This window comes from Streptomyces sp. PTL18 (assembly GCF_059510295.1).
Genome location: NZ_JCAJZO010000016.1, coordinates 33,112 through 55,989 on the forward strand (window position 1 = coordinate 33,112; position 22,878 = coordinate 55,989).

At 73.0% G+C, this 22,878-nt stretch carries 21 protein-coding genes and 3 pseudogenes; 15 read left to right on the forward strand and 9 right to left on the reverse strand.

Annotation, left to right across the window (positions count from 1 at the left end; all coding sequences use genetic code 11):
* Positions 1-104: 104 nt before the first annotated feature.
* A complete protein-coding gene (locus AC5WS8_RS26140) occupies positions 105-2,222 on the forward strand; it encodes a DUF1996 domain-containing protein (protein WP_496105913.1) in 2,118 nt (705 codons plus the stop codon).
* Positions 2,223-2,335: 113 nt separating this feature from the next.
* Here AC5WS8_RS26140 and AC5WS8_RS26145 read toward each other — a convergent pair whose 3' ends face one another.
* Both AC5WS8_RS26145 and AC5WS8_RS26150 read right to left on the reverse strand, forming a co-directional pair.
* The gene (locus AC5WS8_RS26145; protein WP_496106025.1) at positions 2,336-2,713 is read right to left on the reverse strand and encodes an anti-sigma factor antagonist; all 378 of its coding nucleotides are present in this window, start codon (positions 2,711-2,713) and stop codon (positions 2,336-2,338) included.
* A 135-nt stretch (positions 2,714-2,848) separates the two neighbouring features.
* Positions 2,849-3,127 (reverse strand): annotated as a pseudogene (locus tag AC5WS8_RS26150) (MarR family transcriptional regulator); the annotation flags it as partial.
* Between AC5WS8_RS26150 and AC5WS8_RS26155 the strand changes: the two are divergent.
* Together AC5WS8_RS26155 and AC5WS8_RS26160 are read left to right on the forward strand one after the other, a co-directional pair.
* Complete coding sequence (locus AC5WS8_RS26155; RefSeq protein WP_496106026.1) at positions 3,113-3,886, forward strand: aldehyde dehydrogenase family protein; 774 nt, start codon at positions 3,113-3,115, stop codon at positions 3,884-3,886. The pseudogene AC5WS8_RS26150 and the gene AC5WS8_RS26155 overlap by 15 nt on opposite strands.
* Positions 3,887-3,981: 95 nt before the next feature.
* A complete protein-coding gene (locus AC5WS8_RS26160; protein ID WP_496105914.1) occupies positions 3,982-4,374 on the forward strand; it encodes a VOC family protein in 393 nt (130 codons plus the stop codon).
* A gap of 47 nt (positions 4,375-4,421) precedes the next feature.
* On the opposite strand, the gene AC5WS8_RS26165 is transcribed toward AC5WS8_RS26160, so the two are convergent.
* Together AC5WS8_RS26165 and AC5WS8_RS26170 are read right to left on the reverse strand one after the other, a co-directional pair.
* A complete protein-coding gene (locus AC5WS8_RS26165) occupies positions 4,422-4,727 on the reverse strand; it encodes a DUF4235 domain-containing protein (RefSeq protein WP_496105915.1) in 306 nt (101 codons plus the stop codon).
* A 65-nt stretch (positions 4,728-4,792) separates the two neighbouring features.
* On the reverse strand, positions 4,793-5,803 hold the full coding sequence (locus AC5WS8_RS26170; RefSeq protein ID WP_496105916.1) for a glutathione S-transferase family protein: 1,011 nt from the start codon (positions 5,801-5,803) through the stop codon (positions 4,793-4,795).
* A gap of 167 nt (positions 5,804-5,970) precedes the next feature.
* Between AC5WS8_RS26170 and AC5WS8_RS26175 the strand changes: the two genes are divergently transcribed.
* Positions 5,971-6,987 (forward strand): cation diffusion facilitator family transporter, encoded by a 1,017-nt coding sequence (locus tag AC5WS8_RS26175; protein ID WP_496105917.1) that lies wholly within the window; start codon positions 5,971-5,973, stop codon positions 6,985-6,987.
* Positions 6,988-7,086: 99 nt separating this feature from the next.
* A complete protein-coding gene (locus tag AC5WS8_RS26180; RefSeq protein WP_496105918.1) occupies positions 7,087-9,423 on the forward strand; it encodes a SpoIIE family protein phosphatase in 2,337 nt (778 codons plus the stop codon).
* 70 nt (positions 9,424-9,493) lie between these two features.
* Here AC5WS8_RS26180 and AC5WS8_RS26185 read toward each other — a convergent pair whose 3' ends face one another.
* Together AC5WS8_RS26185 and AC5WS8_RS26190 are read right to left on the reverse strand one after the other, a co-directional pair.
* A complete protein-coding gene (locus tag AC5WS8_RS26185; RefSeq protein WP_496105919.1) occupies positions 9,494-9,940 on the reverse strand; it encodes a nitroreductase family deazaflavin-dependent oxidoreductase in 447 nt (148 codons plus the stop codon).
* 120 nt (positions 9,941-10,060) lie between these two features.
* A complete protein-coding gene (locus tag AC5WS8_RS26190; RefSeq protein ID WP_496105920.1) occupies positions 10,061-10,396 on the reverse strand; it encodes a hypothetical protein in 336 nt (111 codons plus the stop codon).
* A 262-nt stretch (positions 10,397-10,658) separates the two neighbouring features.
* Here AC5WS8_RS26190 and AC5WS8_RS26195 point away from each other — a divergent pair, with 262 nt between their 5' ends.
* Positions 10,659-11,867, forward strand: a complete 1,209-nt coding sequence (locus AC5WS8_RS26195; protein ID WP_496105921.1) for a cytochrome P450 — start codon at positions 10,659-10,661, stop codon at positions 11,865-11,867.
* A 12-nt stretch (positions 11,868-11,879) separates the two neighbouring features.
* Positions 11,880-12,089 (forward strand): ferredoxin, encoded by a 210-nt coding sequence (locus tag AC5WS8_RS26200; protein WP_496105922.1) that lies wholly within the window; start codon positions 11,880-11,882, stop codon positions 12,087-12,089.
* Positions 12,090-12,092: 3 nt separating this feature from the next.
* Here AC5WS8_RS26200 and AC5WS8_RS26205 read toward each other — a convergent pair whose 3' ends face one another.
* The gene (locus AC5WS8_RS26205; RefSeq protein ID WP_496105923.1) at positions 12,093-12,239 is read right to left on the reverse strand and encodes a hypothetical protein; all 147 of its coding nucleotides are present in this window, start codon (positions 12,237-12,239) and stop codon (positions 12,093-12,095) included.
* Positions 12,240-12,416: 177 nt separating this feature from the next.
* Here AC5WS8_RS26205 and AC5WS8_RS26210 point away from each other — a divergent pair, with 177 nt between their 5' ends.
* Both AC5WS8_RS26210 and AC5WS8_RS26215 read left to right on the forward strand, forming a co-directional pair.
* Positions 12,417-12,950 (forward strand): flavoprotein, encoded by a 534-nt coding sequence (locus AC5WS8_RS26210; protein ID WP_496105924.1) that lies wholly within the window; start codon positions 12,417-12,419, stop codon positions 12,948-12,950.
* Positions 12,951-13,003: 53 nt separating this feature from the next.
* Positions 13,004-13,891 (forward strand): alpha/beta fold hydrolase, encoded by an 888-nt coding sequence (locus AC5WS8_RS26215; RefSeq protein ID WP_496105925.1) that lies wholly within the window; start codon positions 13,004-13,006, stop codon positions 13,889-13,891.
* 51 nt (positions 13,892-13,942) lie between these two features.
* On the opposite strand, the gene AC5WS8_RS26220 is transcribed toward AC5WS8_RS26215, so the two are convergent.
* Positions 13,943-14,878 carry a LysR family transcriptional regulator gene (locus tag AC5WS8_RS26220; RefSeq protein ID WP_496105926.1) on the reverse strand — a complete coding sequence of 312 codons (936 nt, stop codon included), beginning with the start codon at positions 14,876-14,878 and terminating at the stop codon, positions 13,943-13,945.
* A 134-nt stretch (positions 14,879-15,012) separates the two neighbouring features.
* Here AC5WS8_RS26220 and AC5WS8_RS26225 point away from each other — a divergent pair, with 134 nt between their 5' ends.
* The 6 genes and pseudogenes from AC5WS8_RS26225 to AC5WS8_RS26250 all read left to right on the forward strand — a co-directional run bounded on the left by AC5WS8_RS26225 (position 15,013) and on the right by AC5WS8_RS26250 (position 22,044).
* Complete coding sequence (locus AC5WS8_RS26225; RefSeq protein WP_496105927.1) at positions 15,013-16,293, forward strand: MFS transporter; 1,281 nt, start codon at positions 15,013-15,015, stop codon at positions 16,291-16,293.
* Positions 16,294-16,648: 355 nt separating this feature from the next.
* A complete protein-coding gene (locus AC5WS8_RS26230; protein WP_496105928.1) occupies positions 16,649-18,670 on the forward strand; it encodes a ricin-type beta-trefoil lectin domain protein in 2,022 nt (673 codons plus the stop codon).
* 528 nt (positions 18,671-19,198) lie between these two features.
* Positions 19,199-19,444 (forward strand): hypothetical protein, encoded by a 246-nt coding sequence (locus tag AC5WS8_RS26235; protein WP_496105929.1) that lies wholly within the window; start codon positions 19,199-19,201, stop codon positions 19,442-19,444.
* Positions 19,445-19,447: 3 nt separating this feature from the next.
* Complete coding sequence (locus AC5WS8_RS26240; protein WP_388997019.1) at positions 19,448-19,825, forward strand: toxin Doc; 378 nt, start codon at positions 19,448-19,450, stop codon at positions 19,823-19,825.
* A gap of 303 nt (positions 19,826-20,128) precedes the next feature.
* Positions 20,129-20,769, forward strand: a pseudogene (locus AC5WS8_RS26245) (hydrolase); the annotation flags it as partial.
* A gap of 174 nt (positions 20,770-20,943) precedes the next feature.
* Positions 20,944-22,044 carry a glutamate--cysteine ligase 2 gene (locus AC5WS8_RS26250; RefSeq protein ID WP_496105930.1) on the forward strand — a complete coding sequence of 367 codons (1,101 nt, stop codon included), beginning with the start codon at positions 20,944-20,946 and terminating at the stop codon, positions 22,042-22,044.
* An 83-nt stretch (positions 22,045-22,127) separates the two neighbouring features.
* On the opposite strand, the pseudogene AC5WS8_RS26255 reads toward AC5WS8_RS26250, so the two are convergent.
* Positions 22,128-22,823, reverse strand: a pseudogene (locus AC5WS8_RS26255) (substrate-binding domain-containing protein); the annotation flags it as partial.
* Positions 22,824-22,878 lie beyond the last annotated feature (55 nt).

Sequence of the window (22,878 nt, forward strand, 5' to 3'; positions counted from 1 at the left end):
AGTTCTCGGTGAATTCCCGGTGCGGTTGAACACAGCCGGGTTCCGCGACGTACACGCAGGGGGCTTTCCATGCCGAGCCGGTCAAGACATGTAGGAGCACTGCCTTGAGACGCACTTCGCGTAGACGTCCGACGGGCGCACGACGCGCCACCTTCGCAGCGGTCGCGCTGATACTCGGCGGAGGGGGGCTGGTAGCGGCGAACGTCTACGCCTCGGCGACCGAGGGCGGTTGGGGCGGCTCGGACCCGAGCGGCGGCGACCGGGTCCTCGCCGCCGGCACCGTCACCATCGACTGCCCGGACGTCCGCCAGAAGCTCACCGACGTCCCGGGCGCGGCCAAGCCGCGGGTCGACACGGAGCTGGCGACCCTGGACCAGCAGATCACCGATGCCTACGACCGGCTGGCGTCGACGCGTCAGGCGCAGGCGAACGACACGAACTACGTCCAGAACTCCATCCTCGGTCCGCTCGAGGGCCGGCGTGCCACGGTGATCGACCGGATCAAGACCGAGTACCGGCGGGCGGGCGGCGCCGCCCCCGGAGCGATCGACGGCATGGCCGCCTGTACGGGGATGCCGGCCGACCAGGCGCAGCCCTCCGCCAGTGGTCAGAGCGGCAACGGCGGACAGCAGAGCAACGGCGGCGGGCAGCAGAACGGCGACGGCCGGAGCAACGCCGGGCAGCAGGGCAACGGCGGTCAGGCGGGCACGAGCGGACCCGTCGCCTCGGACTTCGTGGACATCCGGACCGTGCAGCCGAACGTCGTCAGGCCCGTCCGGCAGGCAGGCGGCTCCACGGGTTCGTTCGAGACCAGGTGCGGTGTCAACCAGAACAAGAACCACAACACCGACAACGTGATCGTGGCGCCCGGTGTGAAGAACGGCGCGCACCACCTGCACGACTACGTCGGCAACCAGTCGAACAACGCCTTCGCCACCAACGACACCTTCGCGGCGGCGCAGACGAGCTGCCGGAATCAGCAGGACAAGTCGTCGTACTACTGGCCGGTGCTGCGGGTTCAGGACGGCACGCAGGACTTCGACCAGAACGCCGACGGCGGAGGGAAGGAAGGCAACGTCGGCCGGATCCTGGTGGCCAGGCAGGCCCGGATCGTCTTCGTCGGCAGCCCGGTGAGCAAGGTCGTGGCCATGCCGCGGTTCCTGCGGATCATCACCGGTGACGCCAAGTCCTTCACCAACGGCCCCAAGAACGCCAACGCGCACTGGAGTTGCACCGGCTTCGAGGACAAGGTGCAGCTGACGGACAAGTACCCGATCTGTCCGCAGGGGAGTGAGGTGGTGCGGTCGTTCGCCTTCCAGAGCTGCTGGGACGGCCAGAACATCGACAGCGCCAACCACCGCACACACGTCGCCTTCGCCGACCCGGCGAGCGGCGCCTGCGGGAACGGCTTCAAGGCGATCCCGCAGCTGACGATGCGTCTGGTGTACGACGTGCCGCAGCCGGTCATCGAGAACGGCCAGGTGAAGAACGCCTACGCGGTGGACGGTTTCCCCGAGCAGCTGCACAAGCCGATCACCGACCACGACGACTTCGTCAACGTCATGACCGACGAGCTGATGAGCCAGGTGGCCGACTGCGTCAACACGGGCAAGCGGTGCGGTGGCGACGCCGGCGACCAGCCGCAGAACACGCCGTCGCCGTCCGCCGACGCCCCGTCCGGCGGCGGCAGCGCCGGATCCGGCTCGACCACCGCACCCGGCGGCGAGACGGGATCCGCCCCGGCCGCCACACCCGGTGACGCCGGAAACGGCTCTGCCGCGCCCGGCCCGCAGCCGGCGCGGCCCTCCACGACCGCACCGGCCACCACGGCGCCGGCCTCGGGCACGGGTGACGTCCGAGGCGGGGCCACCCCCGGCGTCCCGGCGACACCGTCGGCGGCCGGCGGCGGCGCGGTCGCCGTGCCGCGGAGCGACTCGGAAGGGAACCACACCGGCGCGGCCACGCGTCCCGCCGAGACCTCGCCCGCCATCGGCGAGGCGGCGTCCGCCGCTCCGCCCGCCGTCACACCCGCCGCTCCGTCCACCGCCTCCTCCACGGCGCAGGCATCGGCTCCCTCCACCGTGCCGGGGACCGAACCACAGTCGGTCTCGGGCGGCGGTCTGGCGGAGACCGGTGCGCATCTGTGGCCGGCCGCGGCGGGAGCGGTTCTGCTGATCGCGGGTCTGGTGGTGCTGCGCCGGAGCGCGCGCAGGACCTTCTGAACGCGCGCGTGCCGCACGGACCACAGCGGCGGGACCTGCCCGGACAGGTCCCGCCGCGCTCCGTTTCCGCGGCATTCCCGGACGGGTCTCCAGGGCGGGCCGCCAGGGCCGGGCTACGAGGACCCGGCGGCCTCGGACTCGCCCAGGATCTCCGCCAGCGACGCGGCGGGCGGCAGCACGGCGGCCAGTCCCGTCAGGCGCAGCACGCGCAGGGTCAGCGGATGGGTGCACACCAGGTGCAGCGTGCCGCCCCGCGCGAGCACGCGGCGCCGGGCCCGGTAGAGCAGGCGCAGCCCGGAGCAGTCGAAGAACTCCACCGGACGCAGGTCGATGACGATGCGCGGGGCGCGCCGGATCGTCGCGGCGTCCAGGAACGGGATGATCTCCACTGCGGCGAGGATGTCGACCTCACCGTGGAACTCCAGCACCGTGTGACCGCGCTCCCGGTGGATGCGTAGATGCCGGGTGAGCGGTGCGGGGTCGTGCCCCAGGTCCACAACGCCTCCCGTCAACTCCTCGCCCGGGCCTGCAACTTACCCTCGATAGAGTGAATTTGAGCATGTTCGATTGACATATGTCTTCGAATTGAGGATGAGTCGCCCGAGTACGTGCGGGGCGTGACGGGCCTACGACAACGCGTGCCAGGCCTTCGACAGCGCCTGACGGAACTGGTCGGCCTGGTGCGCGGTGAGGTCGCGGACCATCCGCTCCTCCAGCTCCCGCACCGGACCGGCGACCCTCTCCAGCAGCTCGCGCCCGGCGTCGGTCAGCAGGATCAGCAGTTCCCGGCGGTTGCGCGGATTGCGCTCCCGCCGCACCAGGCTTCGGCTCTCCAATGACCGTACGAGATCGGCCATGGACTGCGCGGTGACGAACGAGTCCCGGGCCAGCTGGGCCGCCGCCACTGGCGCGAGGCCGCGGACGGCGCCCGCATGGATGTCATCGACCCGTCCACCGGCCAGGTGATCACGACCGTCGCGGAGGCGGCCGCCTCCGACGTGGGCGCCGCCGTACGCGCGGCCCGGGAGGCCTTCGACACCGGGCCGTGGCCCCGGATGAGCGGCCGTGAACGCGGACGCGTGCTGCACCGCGTGGCAGAACTGATCCGCGCCAACGCCGTCGCCACGTGCCGGCCGACGGCGGTGGAGCCGGTGAAGGCGACCTTCACGCTGAACGCCGCCTCGAAGCCCCAGTGGCAGAACACCGACAGCAGCAGCCCCTGTGCGAGCGCCGACGCCGACGGGATGGCGAACGGGTCGAACCAGCTCAGGCGGAACGGGTGCGGGCCGGTGACGATGCCGTGGCCGCAGAAGCCCAGCAACACCACGTACTCGAAGACGATCCTCGGCGTGCGGCGCGGGGCCGGCTTCCCGGACCGCGAGGCCGTACGGATCTACCACGCCTTCGTCGACCAGGCCCTGGCCTTCGCGGCCCTCGACGCGGCGAACGCCTCCCTCCCGCGCGCCGCCCGCGAGGCGGAGACGGAGGTGTGGGGCACCACGTACGCCCGGCTTCCGGCCGAGACGTATCCGAACATCGCGGCGACGGCCCGCCGCCTCGTCGCCGAGATGCGGCGCAGTTCCTATCCGGCCGTGCTCGGCCTGCTGCTGTCCGCGGCGGCGGCGAGGCTGGCGGAGATCGCGCGTTCCGACGCCGGGCGGTGAGCGGGGCGTGACGGACTGAAAACGGGGGCGGCGGATACCCGGGCACCCGTACGGGCGGGAACAGCGCCCGCCCGGGAAACCGAACGGAGGAAGGCATGCCCACGGTACTGGCGGGCGTCGTGGTCCTGGACTGCGCCGAGCCCGAGAAACTCGCCGCTTTCTACACGGAGCTGCTCCACGCCGAGGAGAGCGACGCCACCGCGAACCGGGTGGAGATCCGCAGCGCCGACGGGTTCCGGATGGCGTTCCGCCGGGACGTCAACGCCACCCCGCCCAGCTGGCCCCGCCCCGAGAACTCCCTCCAGGCCCACCTCGAGTTCCTGGCGCCGGACCTGGACGAGACCGAGCGCAGGGTGGTCGCCCTGGGCGGGCGCCCCCTGGAGGCGAAGGAGGCGCCGGGCCCCTTCGAAGAACGCTGCTACGCGGACCCCGCCGGCCACTCCTTCACCCTGCGGCGCACGAGGGCCACGGCACCGAAGCAGGGGTGAGGCGGGCCGTCCGCCGGGGTCCGCACGCCCCGCCACCTGCGCGGTGCTCAGTCCCGACCGCCGTTGTCCCCGCCCGGCCAGACACCCGTCGACCGCTCGATCGCCTTCGCCCCGGTGCGGTCCGCCAGGCTGCGGGCGACCGCGAAGAGGGCGCCCTGGATCGCCGCGGCGAGCAGCACCTCGCCCCAGCCGCGGTCCCGGTCGAGCGCGTCGGGTGCGTCGTCCTCGTGCCGTATCGCCTTCCATGTCGCCCGGAAGGCGTACCCCGCGAGGGCCCCGCTCGCCCAGCCGAGGGCGAACCCGACAGGCCGGTAGACGAGCGGAAGCCGCGGCTTCTTCTTGTCGTGCCCCACGTTTCTCTCCTTGACTGTCCGATTGTCCGAGGGACCGACTGTCCGTCGTCCCTGTCCCAGGTGTCTCAGGGCCGTCCCTCGACCGGAACCCGCTCGGCCGCGGGCACCGGCCCCGGCGGTGTCCCGTCACCGAACGGGCGCCCGCCGAGGTCCTCCCGGCCGTGCGGCGTGAGCCAGCCGGCCAGGTCCGGTCCCAGCGGGACGATCCCGGTCGGATTGATGCCCGTGTGCACCTGGTGGTAGTGCCGCTTGATGTGGTCGAAGTCGACGGTGTCGCCGAAGCCCGGCGTCTGGAACAGATCGCGGGCGTACGCCCACAGCACCGGGTCCTCCGCCAGCTTCCAGCGGTTGCACTTGAAGTGACCGTGGTAGACGGCGTCGAAACGGACCAGCGTGGTGAACAGCCGGATGTCGGCCTCGGTGATCGTGTCACCCACCAGGTAGCGCCGCCCCGCCAGGCGCTCCGACAGCCACTCCAGCCGGCGGAACACGTCCGTGCACGCCTCCTCGTACTCCTTCTGCTCGTGGGCGAAACCCGCCCGGTACACCCCGTTGTTGACGTCCCTGTACACCGGCCCCATCACGTCGTCGATCTCGTCACGCAACCGCTCCGGGTAGAGGTCGGGGGCGCCGCTCCGGTGCAGGGGCGTCCACTCGGTGGCCAGGTCCAGAGTGATCTGCTGGTAGTCGTTGGTCACCAGTCGGCCACTGCGCACGTCCACGATCGCGGGCACACTGACCCCGCCGGGGTACCCGGTCTCACGGGCGTCGTAGGCCTCGCCGAGGTAGCGGATGCCGAGGACGGGATCGCGGCCGCCGGGGTCGAGGGTGAACCGCCAACTGCGGTCGTCCTGGATGGGATCGGCGATGGCCAGGGACAGGGCCTCCTCCAGCCCCAGCAGTCGCCGCGAGATCACGGCCCGGCTCGCCCATGGACAGGCCCGGCTGGCCACCAGCCGGTAGCGGCCGGCCTCCACCGGCCAGCCGTCCCGTCCGTCCGCGGTGATGCGGTCGGCGAAGTGGCTCCTGGACCGCTTGAACGGCTTCCTCCCGTACGCGCTGTTGCCGTCGGTCATACCGCCTCTCCCTCACACCGGCGTCCGTCGCACGCCGGTCGGGTTCCCCGATTTGCGCCCCGACACCGTGTGAGAGGCGCGGATGGGGGCAGTCGGGCGAGGTGAGCGGGACATCGTCGGACAGGGCACAGGACAGTACGACAGCCACAGGGGCACCCTCGCGCCCCGTGCACGACGGGCCGCCGCGCCCCGGGCCCGACCGGCGTGCCGGGTCCTCGGACGGCAGGACGCGCGTCACGGTGCTCGTGGCGCTCGGTGCCAATCTGCTGATCGCCGCGGCCAAGGCCGTCGGGGGAGTCCTGGCCGGCTCGCCTGCGCTGCTGTCGGAGGCGGCACACTCCGTCGCGGACAGCCTGAACGAGATCTTCCTGCTGGCCTCGCTGCGCCGCAGCCGCCGCCCGCCCGACCGGCGCCATCCCTTCGGCTACGGCAAGGAGCGGTTCTTCTGGTCGCTCCTCGCGGCCGTCGGCATCTTCGTCATGGGCGGCTGCTTCTCCTTCTTCCAGGGCTTCGAGGCGCTGAAGGGCGGCGCGGAGGAGTCGCACAGCGGCTATGTCGTCGGGCTGGTGGTGCTCGGGGCTGCGCTGCTGTCGGAGGGCGTCTCCCTGTTGCGGGCCCTGCACCAGGTGCGCCGGCAGCACGGCACGTCGCTGCGGGCACTGCGGGACCCGGCGCTGCGGACGGTCGTCGCCGAGGACAGCACGGCGGTGCTCGGCGTGATCCTCGCGATCGTCGGCATGGCGCTGCACATGGTCACCGGGCAGGTCGCGTGGGAGGCGTCGGCGTCGCTGGCGATCGGCGCGCTGCTCGTGTACGTCGCCTACCGGCTCGGGCGTGACGCCCGCGACCAGCTGATCGGCCAGGCCGCCGATCCCGAGCTCAGCCGCCGGATCCGGGAGCTGCTGGAGGCGCAGTCCGAGATCGACAGCGTGGAGGCGCTGCTGACCATGCAGCTGGGCCTGGAGTCCAACCTGGTCGCCGCCCGGATCGACCTCGCCCCCGGACTGGACAGCGAGCAGGTCGAGGACGTCGCGGTGCGCATCAAGCGCTCACTCACCCGGGAGGTCCCCGAGGCCGACCAGATCTTCCTCGACATCACGGACGCCCCGACCCGCGCGGCGTCCCGGCACCCGGACACGCACAGCCAGGGCCCCGCCGCGACGGGGGAACACGGCGGGGCCTGAGGGAGAGGGACGGCTGCCCGGCCCGGAGCCCACCGTGCGCGCGCGGCCCGCGACTCGCGCCCGGTTGAGGCAACGCATCCCAGGGATCATTCTGAGGATATGGAGCAAGCCGCCGCTGCGGCGGTCGTCGATGCCCGGGGCACCCTGACGGGATGGAGCGAGGGCGCCCGGCGGCTGACGGGATACACGGCCGAGGAGGTCGTGGGACGCGCCGCAACCGAGTTGCTCGCCGAGGACGTGCCGCTGCCGGGGCTGACCGCCCTGACCGGCACCGCCGTCCTGCGCCATCGCGACGGCCACCCCGTTCCCCTGTCCCTGACCGTGCACCCGGTGACGGGCGCGGACGGCACCCCGCAGGGGTTCGTGGTCACCACCGCGCCGGCCGCGGCGGACGAGGCGCTGGTGGCCCGGGCCTTCCAGCAGGCGCCGGTCGGGATGTGCGTCTTCGACCTGGGACAGCGCTACATCCGCGCCAACGACAAGGCCGGCGAGATCCTCAGCGTCGACCCGGACACGTTGTCCGGCCGGTACCTCCCGGACACGGTGGCCGACGACGAGCCGGGCCGGCGCGTCCACCACCATCTGCGCCGGGTCGCCGAGAGCGGGCTCCCCGTGCACTACGAGAGCTACACCCGCGCCCCGTCGGAGCGACGGGAACACGCCTGGACCGTCGATCTGTGGCCGGTGTACGCCCTGCCGGGCGAGGTGACCGCCGTCGCCATCTCGGCCGTCGACAACAGTGAGCAGTACTGGTCGCGTCGGCGTCTGGTCCTGCTCAACGAGGCCGCCGCCGCCATCGGCACCACGCTGGACGTGCCCCGCACGGCGGGGGAGCTGCTGGAGGTGGTCGTCCCCGGGTTCGCCGACTTCGCCAGTGTGGACCTGCTCGAGTGGGTTCTCGACGCCGAGGAACCGCCCATCGAGGCGGAGGGAGACATCGAACTGCGCCGCATCGCCCATCGGTCGGTCACCGAGGGCACGCCCGAGGCGGCCGTCCGGCTCGGGGACGCCGACACCTACGCCGCCTCCTCGCCACCCGCGCGCGCCCTGCGCGAGGGCCGCGCCGTGCTGCGCCGGGCCGGCCAACCCGACTTCGACCGCTGGGTGCAGGAGCGCAACGCCCGTGGGGTGGGCGACCCCGCGTACCGCAGGGGCGCCCATTCCCTGGTGACGGTGCCGCTGCTGGCCCGCGAAACCACCCTGGGTGTCGCCGTGTTCGTGCGCATCGTCAACCCCGACCCCTACGCGGCGGACGACGCGGTGCTCGCCGAGGAACTGGCGAGCCGGGCGGCCGTCTGCGTCGACAACGCCCGCCGCTTCGCCCGCGAACGCGGGACCGCGCTCGCCCTCCAGCACAGCCTGCTGCCGCGCGGCCTGCCCGGACAGGCCGCGGTGGAGGTGGCCCACCGTTATCTGCCGTCCGGATCGCTGGCCGGTATCGGCGGGGACTGGTTCGACGTGATCCCGTTGTCCGGCAGCCGGGTCGCTCTCGTCGTCGGTGACGTCGTCGGGCACGGCATCCGCTCCTCGGCCACCATGGGCCGGCTGCGCACGGCTGTGCGGACCCTGGCCGACGTGGACCTGCCGCCCGACGAACTCCTCACCCACCTGGACGACCTGGTCACGCATCTGGTCACGGGCGAGGGCGGTGAGGAGGTGGGCGAACTCGGGGCGACCTGTCTGTACGCGGTCTACGACCCCATCACCCGCCGCCTGGCCCTGGCCTCCGCGGGACACCCCGCGCCGGCCCTGCTCACGCCCGACGGCACCGCCCGGCTCGTCACGATGTCCGCAGGGCCGCCGCTCGGGGTCGGCGGCCTCCCCTTCGAGGCGAGGGAGCTGGACCTGCCCGAGGGCTCGCTGATCGCCCTGTACACGGACGGGCTGATCGGCGAGGGCCGCGAACGCGATGTGGACCACGGCACCACCGAGCTGTGCCGTGCCCTGGCGACGCCGAGCGGCTCCCTCGACGCGCTGTGCGACACGGTTCTGAAGTCGGTGCTGTCCGAGGAACCCGGCGACGACGTGGCCCTGCTGCTGGCCCGCACCCGGGCACTCGGCGCCGACCGGGTGGGCACCTGGGACGTCCCGTCGGACCCGGCGTCCGTGGCCACGGCCCGGCAGTACGCCGTCGAACGGCTCGCCCAGTGGGGTCTGGACGAGGCCGGTTTCGTCACGGAACTCGTCGTCAGCGAACTGGTGACCAACGCGATCCGCTACGGCGGGCCCCCCATCCAGCTGCGGCTGATCCGGGACCGGTCGCTGATCTGCGAGGTCTCCGACGGCAGCTCGACCTCACCGCATCTGCGCCGTGCGCACGCCTACGACGAGGGCGGCCGCGGCCTGCTCCTGGTGGCCCAGCTCACCCAGCGCTGGGGCAGCCGGCAGACCAGCGAGGGAAAGACGATCTGGGCCGAACAGCCGCTGCCGAACTGACCCGCGCGCCGCCGCCCGCAGCACGTCCGAGCCGTCCGGCGGGCGGCCGTGCGGTTCGGGCGTGAGGGCGTCACTTCCCGATCGGCTCCAGCACGAAGACGGGAATCGTGCGGTCGGTCTTCTTCTGGTAGTCGGCGTAGGGAGGGTACGCGGCGACCGCCCGCTCCCACCACACCGCCTTCTCCTCGCCCGTCACCTCACGGGCCGTCATCTCCTGCCGCCTGGGCCCGTCCTGCAGTTCCGCCGTGGGATGCCGCTTCAGGTTGTAGTACCAGACAGGGTGTTCGGGCGCGCCGCCGAGCGACGCCACGACCGCGTACCGGCCCTCGTGTTCCACACGCATCACCGGCGTCTTGCGGATCTTGCCGGACTTGGCGCCGAGAGTGGTGAGGACGACCACCGGAAGTCCTGTGTCGAGCAGCGTCGTCCCCTTCGTGCCGCCCGAACTCTCGTACAGCTCGACCTGTTCACGCACCCATCGCTCCGGGCTCGGCTCGTACTCGCCCTGAAGAGGCATGGCTTCCGTCCCATCGTCGTGTACGACACCTGTGTCGTCCGTGGTCCCGCGGACCCACGCCTCGGGCGGCGGGACCGTGCACGGTACACGATTCAACACCAGCCGCCCACGGATTCATCCTCACCACGCGCCGGCCGGCGCCCGTACGGCCGGCACCGCGGTGACGGCGCAGGAGACCAGCGCCGTCACCAGCCGGCCGCGCCGCCCGGTCAGCGCCCGGCCGAGCAGCGCCCCGCCGCCGGCCAGGAACAGCTGCCGGCTCGCGGACGCGGTGAACGCCGCCGGCACGAACACGGCCTGGTCCCCGAGCCCCACGGTGTCCGCGGCGCGGCTGCCGACCACCAGCGCGGCGAAGGAGACGCCGGTGGTCGGGTTGAGCAGGTGGGTCCCGACCGCCCCGATGGGCAGCGGGATGCCGTAGCCCGCGACCAGGCCCGCGACGAGTGCGGCGGTCACGGCAGGGAGGGCACGAACCTCCCCGGCCGGCCGGACCGTCGCTGTCGCGCCCCTCCCCGGCGAACCGCGGTGGAGGACGGCGGCAGAAGGGCTTCGGCGATCGGCATGCGCAGAGCCTGGACGAGCGGCGGCGCACGGGCAAGCGAATTACTTTGGCCATATGCGGCAGCCGACGTATCTGGCCGAACTTCGAGTGGTCCTGTAGATGCCCGAGGCATCTAATGATGATCGGCAAAGGGAACTTCCGCGTGCGAGGTCATTCATGACGAAACCCGGTACGACCGTGTCAGAGCCCGTCACCTTCCCCCAGGACCGGACCTGCCCCTACCATCCGCCCGCCGCCTACGACCCGCTCCGCTCGGCCCGGCCCCTGACCCGGGTCACCCTCTACGACGGCCGCGACGTGTGGGTGGTCACCGGGCACGCCGCCGCCCGCGCGCTGCTCGCCGACCCGCGTCTGTCCTCCGACCGGACCCGGGCGGCGTTCCCCGCCGTCACCGCACGCTTCGCCGCCGCCCGCGACCGCAGGCTCGCCCTGCTCGGCGTCGACGACCCCGAGCACCGCACACAGCGCCGCATGCTGGTGCCGAGCTTCACCCTGAAGCGGGCAGCGGCACTGCGCCCGCACATCCAGACCATCGTCGACCGGCTCCTGGACGCCATGGAAGCCGCGGGTCCGCCGGTCGAACTCGTGAGCGCCTTCGCGCTGCCGCTGCCGTCGATGGTGATCTGCGCGCTGCTCGGCGTGCCCTACGACGACCACGACTTCTTCGAGGAACAGTCCCGCAGGCTGCTGCGCGGCCCGTCGTCCCGCGACACCGTGGACGCCCGCGACCGGCTGAACGCCTACTTCGAGGAGCTCATCGACCACAAGCGTGCGCAACCGGGGGACGGACTGCTCGACGAGCTGATCCACGAGCAGCTGCGCACGGGCGTGCTGGACCGGAAGGAGCTGGTCTCCCTGGCCACGCTCCTGCTGGTGGCCGGTCACGAGACCACCGCCAACATGATCTCCCTCGGCACCTTCACCCTGCTGCGCCACCCCGGACAACTGGCCGAACTGCGCGCCGATCCGGGTCTGCTGTCCGCCGCGGTGGAGGAGCTGCTGCGTTTCCTGTCCATCGCCGACGGGCTGGTTCGGGTGGCCACCGACGACATCGACATCGCGGGGACGACGATCCGGGCCGACGAGGGCGTCCTGTTCTCCACGTCCGTCATCAACCGCGACGCCGCCGCCTTCCCCGAACCGGACACCCTCGACTGGCACCGCCCGGCCCGTCACCACGTCGCCTTCGGGTTCGGCATCCACCAGTGCCTCGGCCAGAACCTGGCGCGGGCCGAGTTGGAGATCGCCCTGCGCAGCCTCTTCGACAGGCTGCCCGGACTGCGGCTCGCCGCCCCGGCGGAGGAGATTCCCTTCAAACCGGGCGACACGGTCCAGGGGATGCTGGAACTCCCCGTGAGCTGGTAGGAGGCTGCGGCCATGACCGACATCTCCATCTCCATCGACCCGGACGTCTGCATCGGCGCCGGCCAGTGCGCCCTGACCGCCCCCGGCGTCTTCACCCAGGACGACGACGGCTTCAGCCGGGTGCTGCCCGGCAAGGAGGACGGCGGCGGCGATCCACTGGTGCGGGAGGCCGCCCGCGCCTGCCCGGTGGGCGCCATCGCCCTCTCCGAGAGGAGAGACTGACCCTCACCGCACGGTGGTTCCCGTGTCGAGGACGGCGATGGCGAGCCCGCGCAGCCGCACGGGATCGCTGATCGCCTCGTGAGAGGTGATCCTCCCGTCCTCGACCCCCACCCCCAGCACCGGACACAGCCGGCCGCGCGGTGTCACCACGGCCCCACGGTCCTGTTCACCAGCGCGACCTGGGCGAACCGGGCAAGCGCGCCTTGCGCCGGGCCCGGCTCGCGAGCCTCTCGATGGTGACGGTCGAGCTCGGACACCCGCTCGCGGCGATCCGAGGGAACCGACCGAACCGGCCACACGCCCGCCCGTGATCACTAGGGTGCGGACGTGATCCCACACGACAACAAGCCGTTCCTCTACGTCGTCGTCTGCGCCGCCGGCGTCGCGCAGGACGTCCCCCGACTGATCACGGCCGCTCGGCAAGGGGGCTGGGAGGTGGGCGTCATCGCCACGCCGCTCGCCCTCCGGTTCTTCGACACGGCCGCCGTCGAGGCCGGCACCGGCCGCCCGATCCGGTCCGCGTGGCGTGCCCCGGGAGACCCCCGGCCGTTCCCGGACCCCGACGCTGTCGTCGTGGCCCCCGCCACCTTCAACACGATCAACAAGTGGGCCGCCGGCCTGGCCGACACCCTCGCGCTCGGCACCTTGTGCGAGGCGTGCGGGCTGGGCGTCCCGATCGCCGTCCTGCCGTGCGTGAGCGAGGCGCTGGCCGCCCACCCCGCCTACCGCGCCGCTCTGGAACGGCTCACCGGCATGGGGGTGCGCTTCGGCGACCCGTACGCCGGAGAGGTGGCCGAGGACGGCACCCGCCCCCGGTTCCGCTGGGAGCAGGCCCTGGACCTCCTCGCGCCGCGCCTCTGACTGCGCCCCCGTCCACCAGGGCGTACGCCGGCCCGACGCTCTACTGTCGTGCCATGAAAGCAGACCGTGTCGCGCTGGCCGTCCAAGACCACGGGGGCGACGGGCCGCCCCTGCTGCTCCTGCACGGCGCCGGACGGACGCTCGCCGACTGGGCCGCCGTGGCTCCGTTCCTGTCGGCCCGGCACCGTGTGCTCGCCGTCGACCTGCGCGGCCACGGACGCTCGCCCGACGGGCCTTGGCACCTGCCCGAGGTGCTCGGCGACCTCGAGGAGGTCCTGGCGGCGCACGGCATGCCGGGCGCTCTCCCCGTCGGGCACTCCTTCGGCGGCATGCTCGCCGTCCTGTACGCCCTGGCGCACCCGGGTGTCACCCCGGGAGCCGTCAACCTCGACGGTTTCGGCTGGGGACGCCCGGACCAGTACCTCGGCCTGGACCCGGACCATGTGGCTCAGCACCTCGCCCGGGTACGGGAGTTGAGCGTGGCGGGCTGGGGCAGGAAGCTGGCCACGGACGGCCTCAAGGACCTCCTCGCCGAGCAGCGCGCGATCTCCGAGCGCCTCGGCATTCCCTACGAGCTGCTGGAGGCCGGCGTCCGGCGGTCCGTGCGGCAGCGGGACGACGGGGCGCTGGAACTGCGGCCCGGACGGGAGCAGGCGCTGCAGATGCTCGAGGTCATCGACTCGCTGGACCTGTTCGCCCTGTTCCGCCGGATGACCGCGCCGCTGCTCCTCGGCCGCGCCGAGCGGCAGGTGCCGTCCGTCCCCGGTCTGGACTGGTTCGATCCGATGATGCTCGCCTTCGCCAGGGGGCTCGCCCGTGATCTGGCCGCCCTCGTCGAGGAGCGGCCCAATGTGACCGTCGCCCCGATCGACGGCACCCACGCCATGCACCTGGAGAACCCCCGGGCGGTCGCGGACGCCGTTCTCGCCTTCACCTCCTGACTCCGAGCCGCCGTCCGCCGGGCCGGCCGCTGATCGCGGACGCGGCGGCGTTCAGCGCGGCACCACCCAGCCCGGCGCCCAGGTCCCGGCGGCGTCGTGACCGACGGCCGTGGTGGCGAGGTGGGCGCGGAGGGCCGCCAGCGCCGGGTGGGGGTTGTCGCGGTGCCAGAGGAGCGAGTGCGGGTAGACGGGCGTCGGGTCGGTGACCGGGATGCGGCGCAGGCCGTGGCCGGCGGGCCAGACGAGGCGTGTCCGCTCGCCCATGAAGGTGGCCAGGGCCGGGGTGTCGGCGACGGTGTCGAGGAGCGCGTCGGAGCCGAAGTTGGGGCCGGTCGCCTCGATGGTGAGGCCGAACTCGGTGACGAGGTCGTCGTAGTAGGCGGCCCACTCGGTGCCGGGGACGATGCCGGGCATCCAGATCCGGTGCCCGACGAGCTGCGCGGGCGTCACCGATCGGGCGCCCGCCAGCGCGTGGGCGGGGCCGGTGAGGAGCTGGAGCGGCTCGTCGAGCACCCGGACCGACTCGATGTCCTCGGGCAGGGGTCGGCCGGGCACGGCGACGGCGCGGAAGGACGCGTCGATCGTACCGGACCGCAGGGCGGCGACGGCCGTCTCGACGTCGAACAGCATCACCACGTCGAGCTCGATCTCCGGGTGCGCACGGTGGAAGCCGCGCATCAGGCCCGAGGGAGCGACGCGCGAGGCGATCACGTCGACGCGCAGCGGACGGCGGCCGGTGCGCACGGAGGCGACCGCGCGCTCGGCCGCGCGCAGCAGCTCGCGCGCGTGGGGCAGGAACGCCTGCCCGTCGATGGTGAGCTCGGCGCCGCGCGGGGTGCGGGTGAACAGGCGCACGCCGAGTTCGCGTTCCAGCGCGGCGATGCGCTTGGAGACGGCCTGCTGGGTGACCGCCAGTTCGGCGGCGGCCTCCTGGAACCGCCCCGCGTCGGCGGCGGCGACGAAGGTCCGGACGGTGTCGAGGTCCATGCCGGCACCCTAAGGCCACAACCGTCGGTTGTGGCGGACGGCCCTGCGGTTGTTTGATCCCAGGGTGCGGTGCTCGCTTTGATGCTTCCGATCACGGATCGGTTGTGTCGGGCGAGGGGCGAGGGGTGTCGGGCATGAGAAGCGGGCACCGGCTGGGACATCTGCTCGGACACCGGCTGGGGCGCCGGCTGGGGCGCCGGTTCGGGTGGCTCTGGGCAGCGTACGGGACCAGCGCGCTCGGCACCTGGCTCGCCTTCGGCGCGTTCCCGCTGATCGCCGTCCGGGTACTGCACGCCGGACCGGCCGAGGTCGCCGCACTCTCCTCCGTGGGGGCTGCGGTGGGCGCGGCCGTGGCGGTGCCGCTCGGCCCGTGGGTGGAGTTCCGCCGCAGGCGGCCCGTACTGGTCGCGATGGACCTGGTGCGGTTCGCCGCGCTGCTGACGATCCCCACCGCGTACGCGCTCGGCGCGCTCACCTTCCTTCAGCTCCTGCTGGTCTCGGTCGTCGTCGCGGCGGCCGACATCACCTTCCGCGCCGCCTCCGGCGCCTACCTGAAGACGCTGCTGCCGGCCGGGGACCTGCTCGTCGCCAACGCCCGGTTGGAGTCCACGGCCTGGACGGCCACGATCATCGGCCCGCCGCTGGGAGGTGTGGCGATCGGGCTCCTCGGCCCGGTGGCGACGGTCGTGGCCGACGCGGTCAGCTATCTGCTCTCGGCCCTGGGGATCCGCGCGACGGCCGGGCACGAGCCGCGGCCCGAGCGCCGGGACGCCGCGCGCCTGCGGGCCGGGGACCTGCTCGACGGGTGGCGGTACATCCTCACCGACGCGGCGCTGCGTCCGCTGTTCTGCAACACGGCCTTGTTCAACGGCCTGGTGATGGCCACCCAGCCGCTGCTGGCCGTCCTGATGCTCGGCCGGCTCGGGTTCTCCCCGTGGCAGTACGGCCTCGCCTTCGCCGCGCCCTCGATCGGCGGGCTGCTCGGTTCGCGGCTGGCCGGACCGCTCGTCACCCGGTTCGGGCAGCACCAGGTGCTGGTCGTGGTCGGGGCGCTGCGCGCGCTCTGGCCCGTCGGCCTGGCCTTTCCGGGCGCGGGCACCGGAGGGCTGCTGCTGGTCATGGGCGTCGAACTCGGGCTCATCTTCTGCTGCGGGGTCTTCAACCCCGTCCACGCCACCTACCGTCTGGAGCGCACCGCGACCGACCGGGTCGTCCGCACGCTGTCCGCCTGGACGGTGACGACCAAGGCCTCGACCGCGCTGCTGACGGCCGTCTGGGGCGTGCTGGGCGGCCTGCTCGGCCCGCGTACGGCCATCGGCCTGGCCGGCGTACTCCTGCTGGCGACCCCGCTGCTGCTTCCCCGCCGCACGCCGGCGCACCTGCCCGAGCCGGAGCCGGCACCCAGCCGCACCTGACGGCCGGACCACCGCGTGCTCCTCTCCCCGCCCTGCTTCGCGCGTCTTTTCGGAACACGGCCGGGCGCCTACCGGAGGGGAACGGGTCGCCGCGGGCTGAATTGCGCCGCGGACGGGCCGCCGGGACGGAATTCCGGTCACCGGGTGCGCAGGCGACTGACATTTCGTCAACAACGCGAATGTCGGAGGTGAACAAGATATGACGGAATCTCTTGTTCGGGATCGGTGATCTGTGCGAGGGTGTCCCTCGTCGGCGCGCGGTTCATTGCCCTCACCGCGACGTACGCAGGCGCCGTCGACCCCCGCCTGGTACATACCGATAACCCCCTGCGTGGCTTTTTGGAGGAACGTGGACGTGAAAGGTGGGGGCCTGCACCATTCCCCCGACCCCGTTCCGTCGTACGGCGTCACCGACGAACAACTCGCCGCCGAGCTGAAGAAGTCCGCCGGAAAGAGGCCTGTGCACCATCCGGTCGGCGAACTCCTCGACCGGCACTGGGAAGCCGCGTTCTCCTACGCCCGGTTGTGCACGGACGGTGCGCATCCCGCGGGAATGCTCACCACCGCCGCGTTCACCCGGCTCTTCGAGAGCTCCGCGCGCCAGGGCGGCCCCACGGCGGCCTGGCGGCCCCAACTGCTGGTCGCCGTACGGCGCCTGGCTGCCGAATGGGACACCGACCACCGGCGCGAACTGCTCCATCCCGTTCTCCGCTCGGACCCCGCCCTCGGCGAGCGTGCGGCGGTACGGCTGCTGCCGCCCGAGAACCGGCGGCTGGTCTCCCGCGCCTTTCCCAGGCTCGCCGAACCGGTCCGCTGCCTGCTGTGGCACGTCGAGGTCGAGCGTGAGGACATCGCCGTTCCCGCAGGGCTGCTGGGGATCGACCCGGGCGACGCCGAGGTGCGGCTCGAACGGGCGCGCGAGCAGCTGCGTGAGGCCTGCCTGGACGTCCACCGCGAGTCCGCTCCCGACGAGGAATGCCGCCGCTACGTCCGTCTGCTCGACGTCTCGCTGCGCCGGGACGGCCCCGTCCTCGACCCCGACCTGCGTCTGCACATGGACGGCTGCGCGCACTGCCACCACGCGGCCGAGCAGTTGGAGGGCTTTCGGGCCCGGCTTCCGCTCCTGCTCGCCGAGGGCGTGCTCGGCTGGGGCGCACAGGCCTACCTCGACGACGCGGCCGCGCGCAGCCGGGCGGCCGAGCCGGTCCTGGCAGCGCCCGTAGGGGGCGAGCCGCTGGTCGACCCCGTCGACGCGGACGGGTGGTTCGTCGCCGGGGAGCCGTCGGCCGATCCCGTCGGCAGGGGCGTGGGCCGCCGGGTCACCGCCGAGCCCGAGCCGCCCGCCGAGGCCGGGGACCGGACCGCGACGGACGCACCCGGCAACGGCCTCGGCCGTGTCACCCGGACCGCCTCCGACGGGCTCGGTCCCCGCTCCGCCGCGGGGCACAAGGCTCCCCGCCGCTCCGCGCAGCGTCGGCAGCTCGTCCTCGCCGTGGCGACGGTGAGCACCCTGGTGCTGCTGCCGCTGGTGGTGTGGTCCGAGACCCACTCCGGCGGGGGCGCACCGTCCGGCACCGCCGCGCCGTCCGGTGCGCCGAGCGCCGGAGGGCGGGCGAGTGCGCCCGGATCGCCCTCGTGGGTCGGCGCCGCCGCCGCGGTGCCCGCCGGGGCCTTCCACGGCCGGCTGCGCAACCAGGACAGCGGGCTGTGCATCGGCCTCGACCGGTCGCAGGCGGTGGCCGGCGCGGAGGCCGTGCTCGTCTCCTGCACCTCGTCCGCCACCCAGCAATGGGCGTACGAGACGGACGGACTGCTGCGCAACGTCGCCGCGCCCGGACTGTGCCTGGACTCCCACCTCGGCTACTCGGTGCAGCTCGCCCCCTGCCCGGGAGGGTCCCGACCCGGGACGGAGAACGTCCGCTACGACTTCACGGTGCAGGGCGCGATCGTCCCGCGCTGGAACCAGGACCTGGCGCTGACCCCCGCCTCGCCCGCCACCGGCGCGGGGCTCGTGGTCAAACCGCGCACGGGGGACGGCACCCAGCGCTGGCTCACCGACACGCCCAACGCGGTGCGGATGCAGACGGTCAACTGGGGCAACGGCGCCGGGACGGCCGTCCCGGCGTCCCCGAGCGCCGCACCCTCCCGTACGGCCGCTCCCACGAGCCGCGGCGCCCCGAAGCCGGCTCCCGCCCCCACCCGGCCCACCTCCGGGCGGAGCCGGCGCCCCTCCCAGGGACCGGGGGCATGCTCCACCCCGTCCTGCGCCCCGAACGGCCCGAGTGGGTACGGCGGTTGGGGCGCAGGCGGTGGATACGGCGGCGGGGGATCCCACGACGGCTCGGGATCCTACGGCGGCGGGGGCGGCCGGCACTGACCGGCGGGCGGCCCGGCACAGTGCGCCCGGTGCGGTGAGCGAGGCCGGACGGTCCTCGGCACCGTCGGCGGGCGGATCCGGCAGGCCGACGCCGACGAAGCCGGCGAGCGCGGGCACGCACACGTCGGCCGGCTCCGAGACCAAGGGCGTCCACCCCCGCCATGGCCCCGCGCGCTCGGGGCCGCGATCAGCATCGACGCCGTACGCCGGCAGATGACCCTCATGAAGTCGACGGGCGTCAACGCCTTCCGCGGGTGACCGGCGCCGCCGTGGACCAGGGCCACCGCCTCCGACACCGACCGATCACCTTCGCCCCGGTCCGGGGCTCCCGCCTCCGCCCGACGGCGACCGGCGCCCGTCCGGGCGCGGCCGACGGCGCGGTCCGCGTCAGCCGGCCGGAGGTGCCGGCGGGCCGAGCCGGGCACCCGCGGTACCGGCGGCTGCGCGACGCTGCCGTCGGTACCGTGCTCAGACCTCACTGACCTGGGGGTATTTACGAGTAAGTACCCGCGCGGTACCGTTACCGGCATGCCAGCCCTCAACGTGGAGTTCAGCGATCGGGAGCTAGAGGACCTGCGGCAGATCGCCAAGGAGCGCGGTACGTCGATGAAGGCCCTGGTGCGTGAGGCCGCCGCGGCCGACATCGCGCGGCACCGGGCCCTGCAGGAGGGCGCGGAGGCCTTCCGCCGGTTCTTCGCCACGCACGCCGACGAGTTCGCGGCGGCCTTCCCCGACGACGAGCCACCCGTGACGGGCGAGGGGCAGGACGCCTGACCGATGACCTCCGTCATCCACATCGACGTGCCCTGGCTGCTCCAGCGCCACGAAGAGGTCCTGCCGGACCAGCCCGTCGTCAACGACTTCTCCGCGCTGGTCGCCGCCGTCGCCCGGCACCGTGTGGACCCGCCGCGCCTCGGCGTGGACTCCGACCCGGCCTGGCGCGCCGCCGCGCTGCTGCACACCCTCGCGCTGCTCAAGCCGCTGCCGTCGGCGAACGCCCGCTTCGCCTGCGCCACCGCCGTCGCGTACATGTTCGTCAGCGGCGTCGGCATCGACCCGCCCTACGGCGCCCTCGTCGACCTCACCCGTGATCTGATCTCCGGCAAGGCCGACGTCTACGGCGCCGCGGACCGGCTGCGGTCCTGGCAGATCTGACGTCGCTGCGTCCCGCTTCCCGCCCGCCTTCGGGGCCGCCGACCGAGGGCGGGAGATCGGGGTCGGCGGCCCGTTGCGCGCGGCAGTGCCGCCGTGCCGCGCGGGGCCGAAGAGAAGGCCGGGTCCAGTGCACTACGGAACCCCGCCACGGCGGGAGCGTGCGAGCGGCCCCGGCGCGGGCGCGCGGTTCACACGGGGCGCGTGGGACAACGGAAACGTTCACCTGAACAGGCAGTTGGTGTCAGAGGATGCCCAAGCCCTTTTCCTGGTACCGATGTTGTCCACGTGCCTTGTTGGTCATCAGTGACCTGTGCAAAGGTGAACTGTCTGCGCAGGGGCCATGGCCGGGTCGGCACCGCCGCCGCCTTCCACCGGGTCCTCGGCGACCTCGCCCGCTCCCGTTCCGTGGCGGCGCTGCGCCCGAGGCTTCTGGTGGCGGTCCGGAACACGGTCGAGCCATGGGCGGCGGAGGACCGGATATCCGGTTTTCTGCCGCAGTTGCGGAAACCGGCGGGGGTCGCGGTATGCGCGCCGCGAAGTCCCTCACCCCGAAAAGCGGCGTCCTCGCTGAACACGCTTTCCGCGCTCTGCCCCCATTCGCGCGGTCACTGCTGTGGCATACCGAGGCCGAAGCCGAACACATATCCGTCCCGGCCGTTCTCCTCGGCATGGATCCCGATACCGCGGCGGCCGCGCTGGAACAGGCGCGCGAACAATTCCGGACGGGCTGTGTACGCGCCCACCGGGAACTCGCACCGAGCGCCGAATGCCGTTTCCACAACCGTTTGCTCGACATCCCGCTGCGCCGGGGCGGCGATCTGCTGCCCGAGGTCCGGCAACACGTCCTGCGGTGCCACCACTGCCGTTGCGCCGCCGAGGTGCTGAGCCGGTTCGAGGACGGCCTCGGCGGCCTGCCGGCCGACGCGGTCCTCGGCTGGGGTGCACACACGGTGAAACCCCTCTGAGCCGCCGCCCTGCCTCACGCCGCCGAGCCGGAACCGCAGCCGAGGGCCGCCTCCGGATGTCCGACTACCGTCCCTTGGGGAGGGTAGTCGGGGTGGGCGGACGAACCCGTGATCAGCGGTGGTCGCGGTAGGCGGACAGAGAGGCGGCATCACGTGCGGACCGTCGGAGTGGAAGAGGAACTCCTCCTGGTGGACCCGGACAACGGTGAGCCGAAGGCGCTGTCGGCCGCGGTCCTCGCTCGCGCCGCGCTCGACGCCGCGGACGAGGGCCGGTTCGAGAAGGAGCTGTACGGCCAGATGCTGGAGTTCGCGACGCATCCGCAGACGGACATGGCGGAACTCGGCGCCGAGATCGTCCGCTGCCGCCGGGAGGCGGCCGTGCACGCCGGGGAGATCGGCTGCGCGGTGGCCGCGTTGGCCACCTCACCGCTGCCGGTGAGCCCCTCCCTCAGCATGAACCGCCGTTACCAGTGGATGGCCGAGCAGTACGGCATCGCCACGCGGGAACAGCTGGTCTGCGGCTGCCATGTACACGTCTCGGTCGACTCGGACGAGGAGGCCGTCGCGGTGGTCGACCGCCTGCGGCCCTGGCTGCCCGTACTGGTGGCCCTGAGCGCCAACTCCCCGTTCTGGCAGGGCAGGGACTCCGGTTACGACAGCTACCGCAGCCGGGTGTGGGGGCGCTGGCCCTCCGCCGGGCCGACCGAGCTCTTCGGGTCGCCCGAGCGGTACCACCGGCGGGTGGCCGACATGGTCGCCACCGGAGTGATCCTGGACGAGGCGATGGTCTACTTCGACGCGCGTCTGTCCCAGCGGTACCCGACGGTGGAGATCCGGGTCACCGACGTCTGTCTGCACGCGGACACCGCGCAGTTGGTCGCCACCCTCGCCCGCGGGCTGGTGGAGACCGCGGCGCGCGAGTGGCGGGCGGGCCGGGAGCCGGTGGACCACAGCGTGAGTCTGCTGCGGCTGGCCTCCTGGCAGGCGGCCCGGTCCGGCCTGGCGCGCGAGCTGCTGCACCCGAGGACGATGCGGCGCATGCCGGCGGAGTCGGTGGTGCGGGACCTGCTCGACCACGTCGGTGACGCGCTGACGGGCACCGGAGACCTCGACCGGGCGGACCAGGCCGTGACCGGGCTGCTGGAGCGGGGCAACGGCGCCCGGGTGCAGCGGGAACTGATGGCGCGGACCGGAAGCCTGCGCGACGTCGTCCTGGAGTGCGTGCGCCACACCCAGGGGCAGGCCGGGTCCTGAAGGAGGGGTGTCTCTCTCCAAAAGTCTTCCAGGCCCCTTCCGGGTGGCTGCGCAGAACCCGCGGCCGTTCTTGCGGGGAGTGCTCAGGGTCTCTTCGGGGGTGCGGTGCTCTGGCGTACGACCAGGTGGGTGGCGAGCTCGATGCGCAGGGCGGACTTGGCGGGGTCGTGGGGGCGCAGCAGCATCCGGGCCGCTTCCTCGGCCATCTGCCGCAGCGGCTGGTGGACCGTGGTCAGTGCGGGGCTCGACCACTGGGCGAGTGGGACGTCGTCGTAACCGACGACCGACAGGTCCTCCGGCACGCTCAGGCCCTTGACGCGCGCCGCCTCCAGGACGCCGAGCGCCTGCAGGTCGCTGCCGGCGAAGACGGCGGTCGGCCGGTCCGGGCGCGAGAGCAGGTCCATGGCGTGTTCGAAGCCGCCCTGCACATGGAAGTCCCCGAAGCGCACGAGGCTCGGGTCGACCTCCAGACCCGCCATCCCCATTGCCGAGCGGTAGCCGTCGAGCCGTGCGAGGGAGCACATCATGTCCTCCGGGCCGGTGATGATGGCGATGCGTTCGTGGCGGAAGTCGGTGAGGTGGCGGGTGGCTGCCAGGCCGCCCGCCCAGTTGGCGGAGCCGACGGACGGCACGTCCGGGTCCGGGTCACCGGCGGGGTCGACGATGACGAAGGGGATGGCCCGTGACCGCAGTTGCTTCTTCACCTTGACGGGAAGGGCGGAGAAGACCAGGACCACGCCCAGCGGCCGGCGCCGCAGCACCCCCTCGATCCAGTCGGGCGCGGCCCCCCATGCCTCCTCTACTGCCCGACGGGCAGCGACTTTCGGCAATGAC

Bases quoted from the DNA above. Each gene is read 5' to 3' on its own strand.
- AC5WS8_RS26200 (WP_496105922.1), top strand. From the start codon at position 11,880: ATGACCGACATCTCCATCTCCATCGACCCGGACGTCTGCATCGGCGCC.
- AC5WS8_RS26240 (WP_388997019.1), top strand. From the start codon at position 19,448: ATGACCTCCGTCATCCACATCGACGTGCCCTGGCTGCTCCAGCGCCAC.
- AC5WS8_RS26180 (WP_496105918.1), top strand. From the start codon at position 7,087: ATGGAGCAAGCCGCCGCTGCGGCGGTCGTCGATGCCCGGGGCACCCTG.
- AC5WS8_RS26185 (WP_496105919.1), bottom strand. From the start codon at position 9,940: ATGCCTCTTCAGGGCGAGTACGAGCCGAGCCCGGAGCGATGGGTGCGT.
- AC5WS8_RS26225 (WP_496105927.1), top strand. From the start codon at position 15,013: ATGAGAAGCGGGCACCGGCTGGGACATCTGCTCGGACACCGGCTGGGG.
- AC5WS8_RS26235 (WP_496105929.1), top strand. From the start codon at position 19,199: ATGCCAGCCCTCAACGTGGAGTTCAGCGATCGGGAGCTAGAGGACCTG.
- AC5WS8_RS26215 (WP_496105925.1), top strand. From the start codon at position 13,004: ATGAAAGCAGACCGTGTCGCGCTGGCCGTCCAAGACCACGGGGGCGAC.
- AC5WS8_RS26220 (WP_496105926.1), bottom strand. From the start codon at position 14,878: ATGGACCTCGACACCGTCCGGACCTTCGTCGCCGCCGCCGACGCGGGG.
- AC5WS8_RS26170 (WP_496105916.1), bottom strand. From the start codon at position 5,803: ATGACCGACGGCAACAGCGCGTACGGGAGGAAGCCGTTCAAGCGGTCC.
- AC5WS8_RS26160 (WP_496105914.1), top strand. From the start codon at position 3,982: ATGCCCACGGTACTGGCGGGCGTCGTGGTCCTGGACTGCGCCGAGCCC.
- AC5WS8_RS26195 (WP_496105921.1), top strand. From the start codon at position 10,659: ATGACGAAACCCGGTACGACCGTGTCAGAGCCCGTCACCTTCCCCCAG.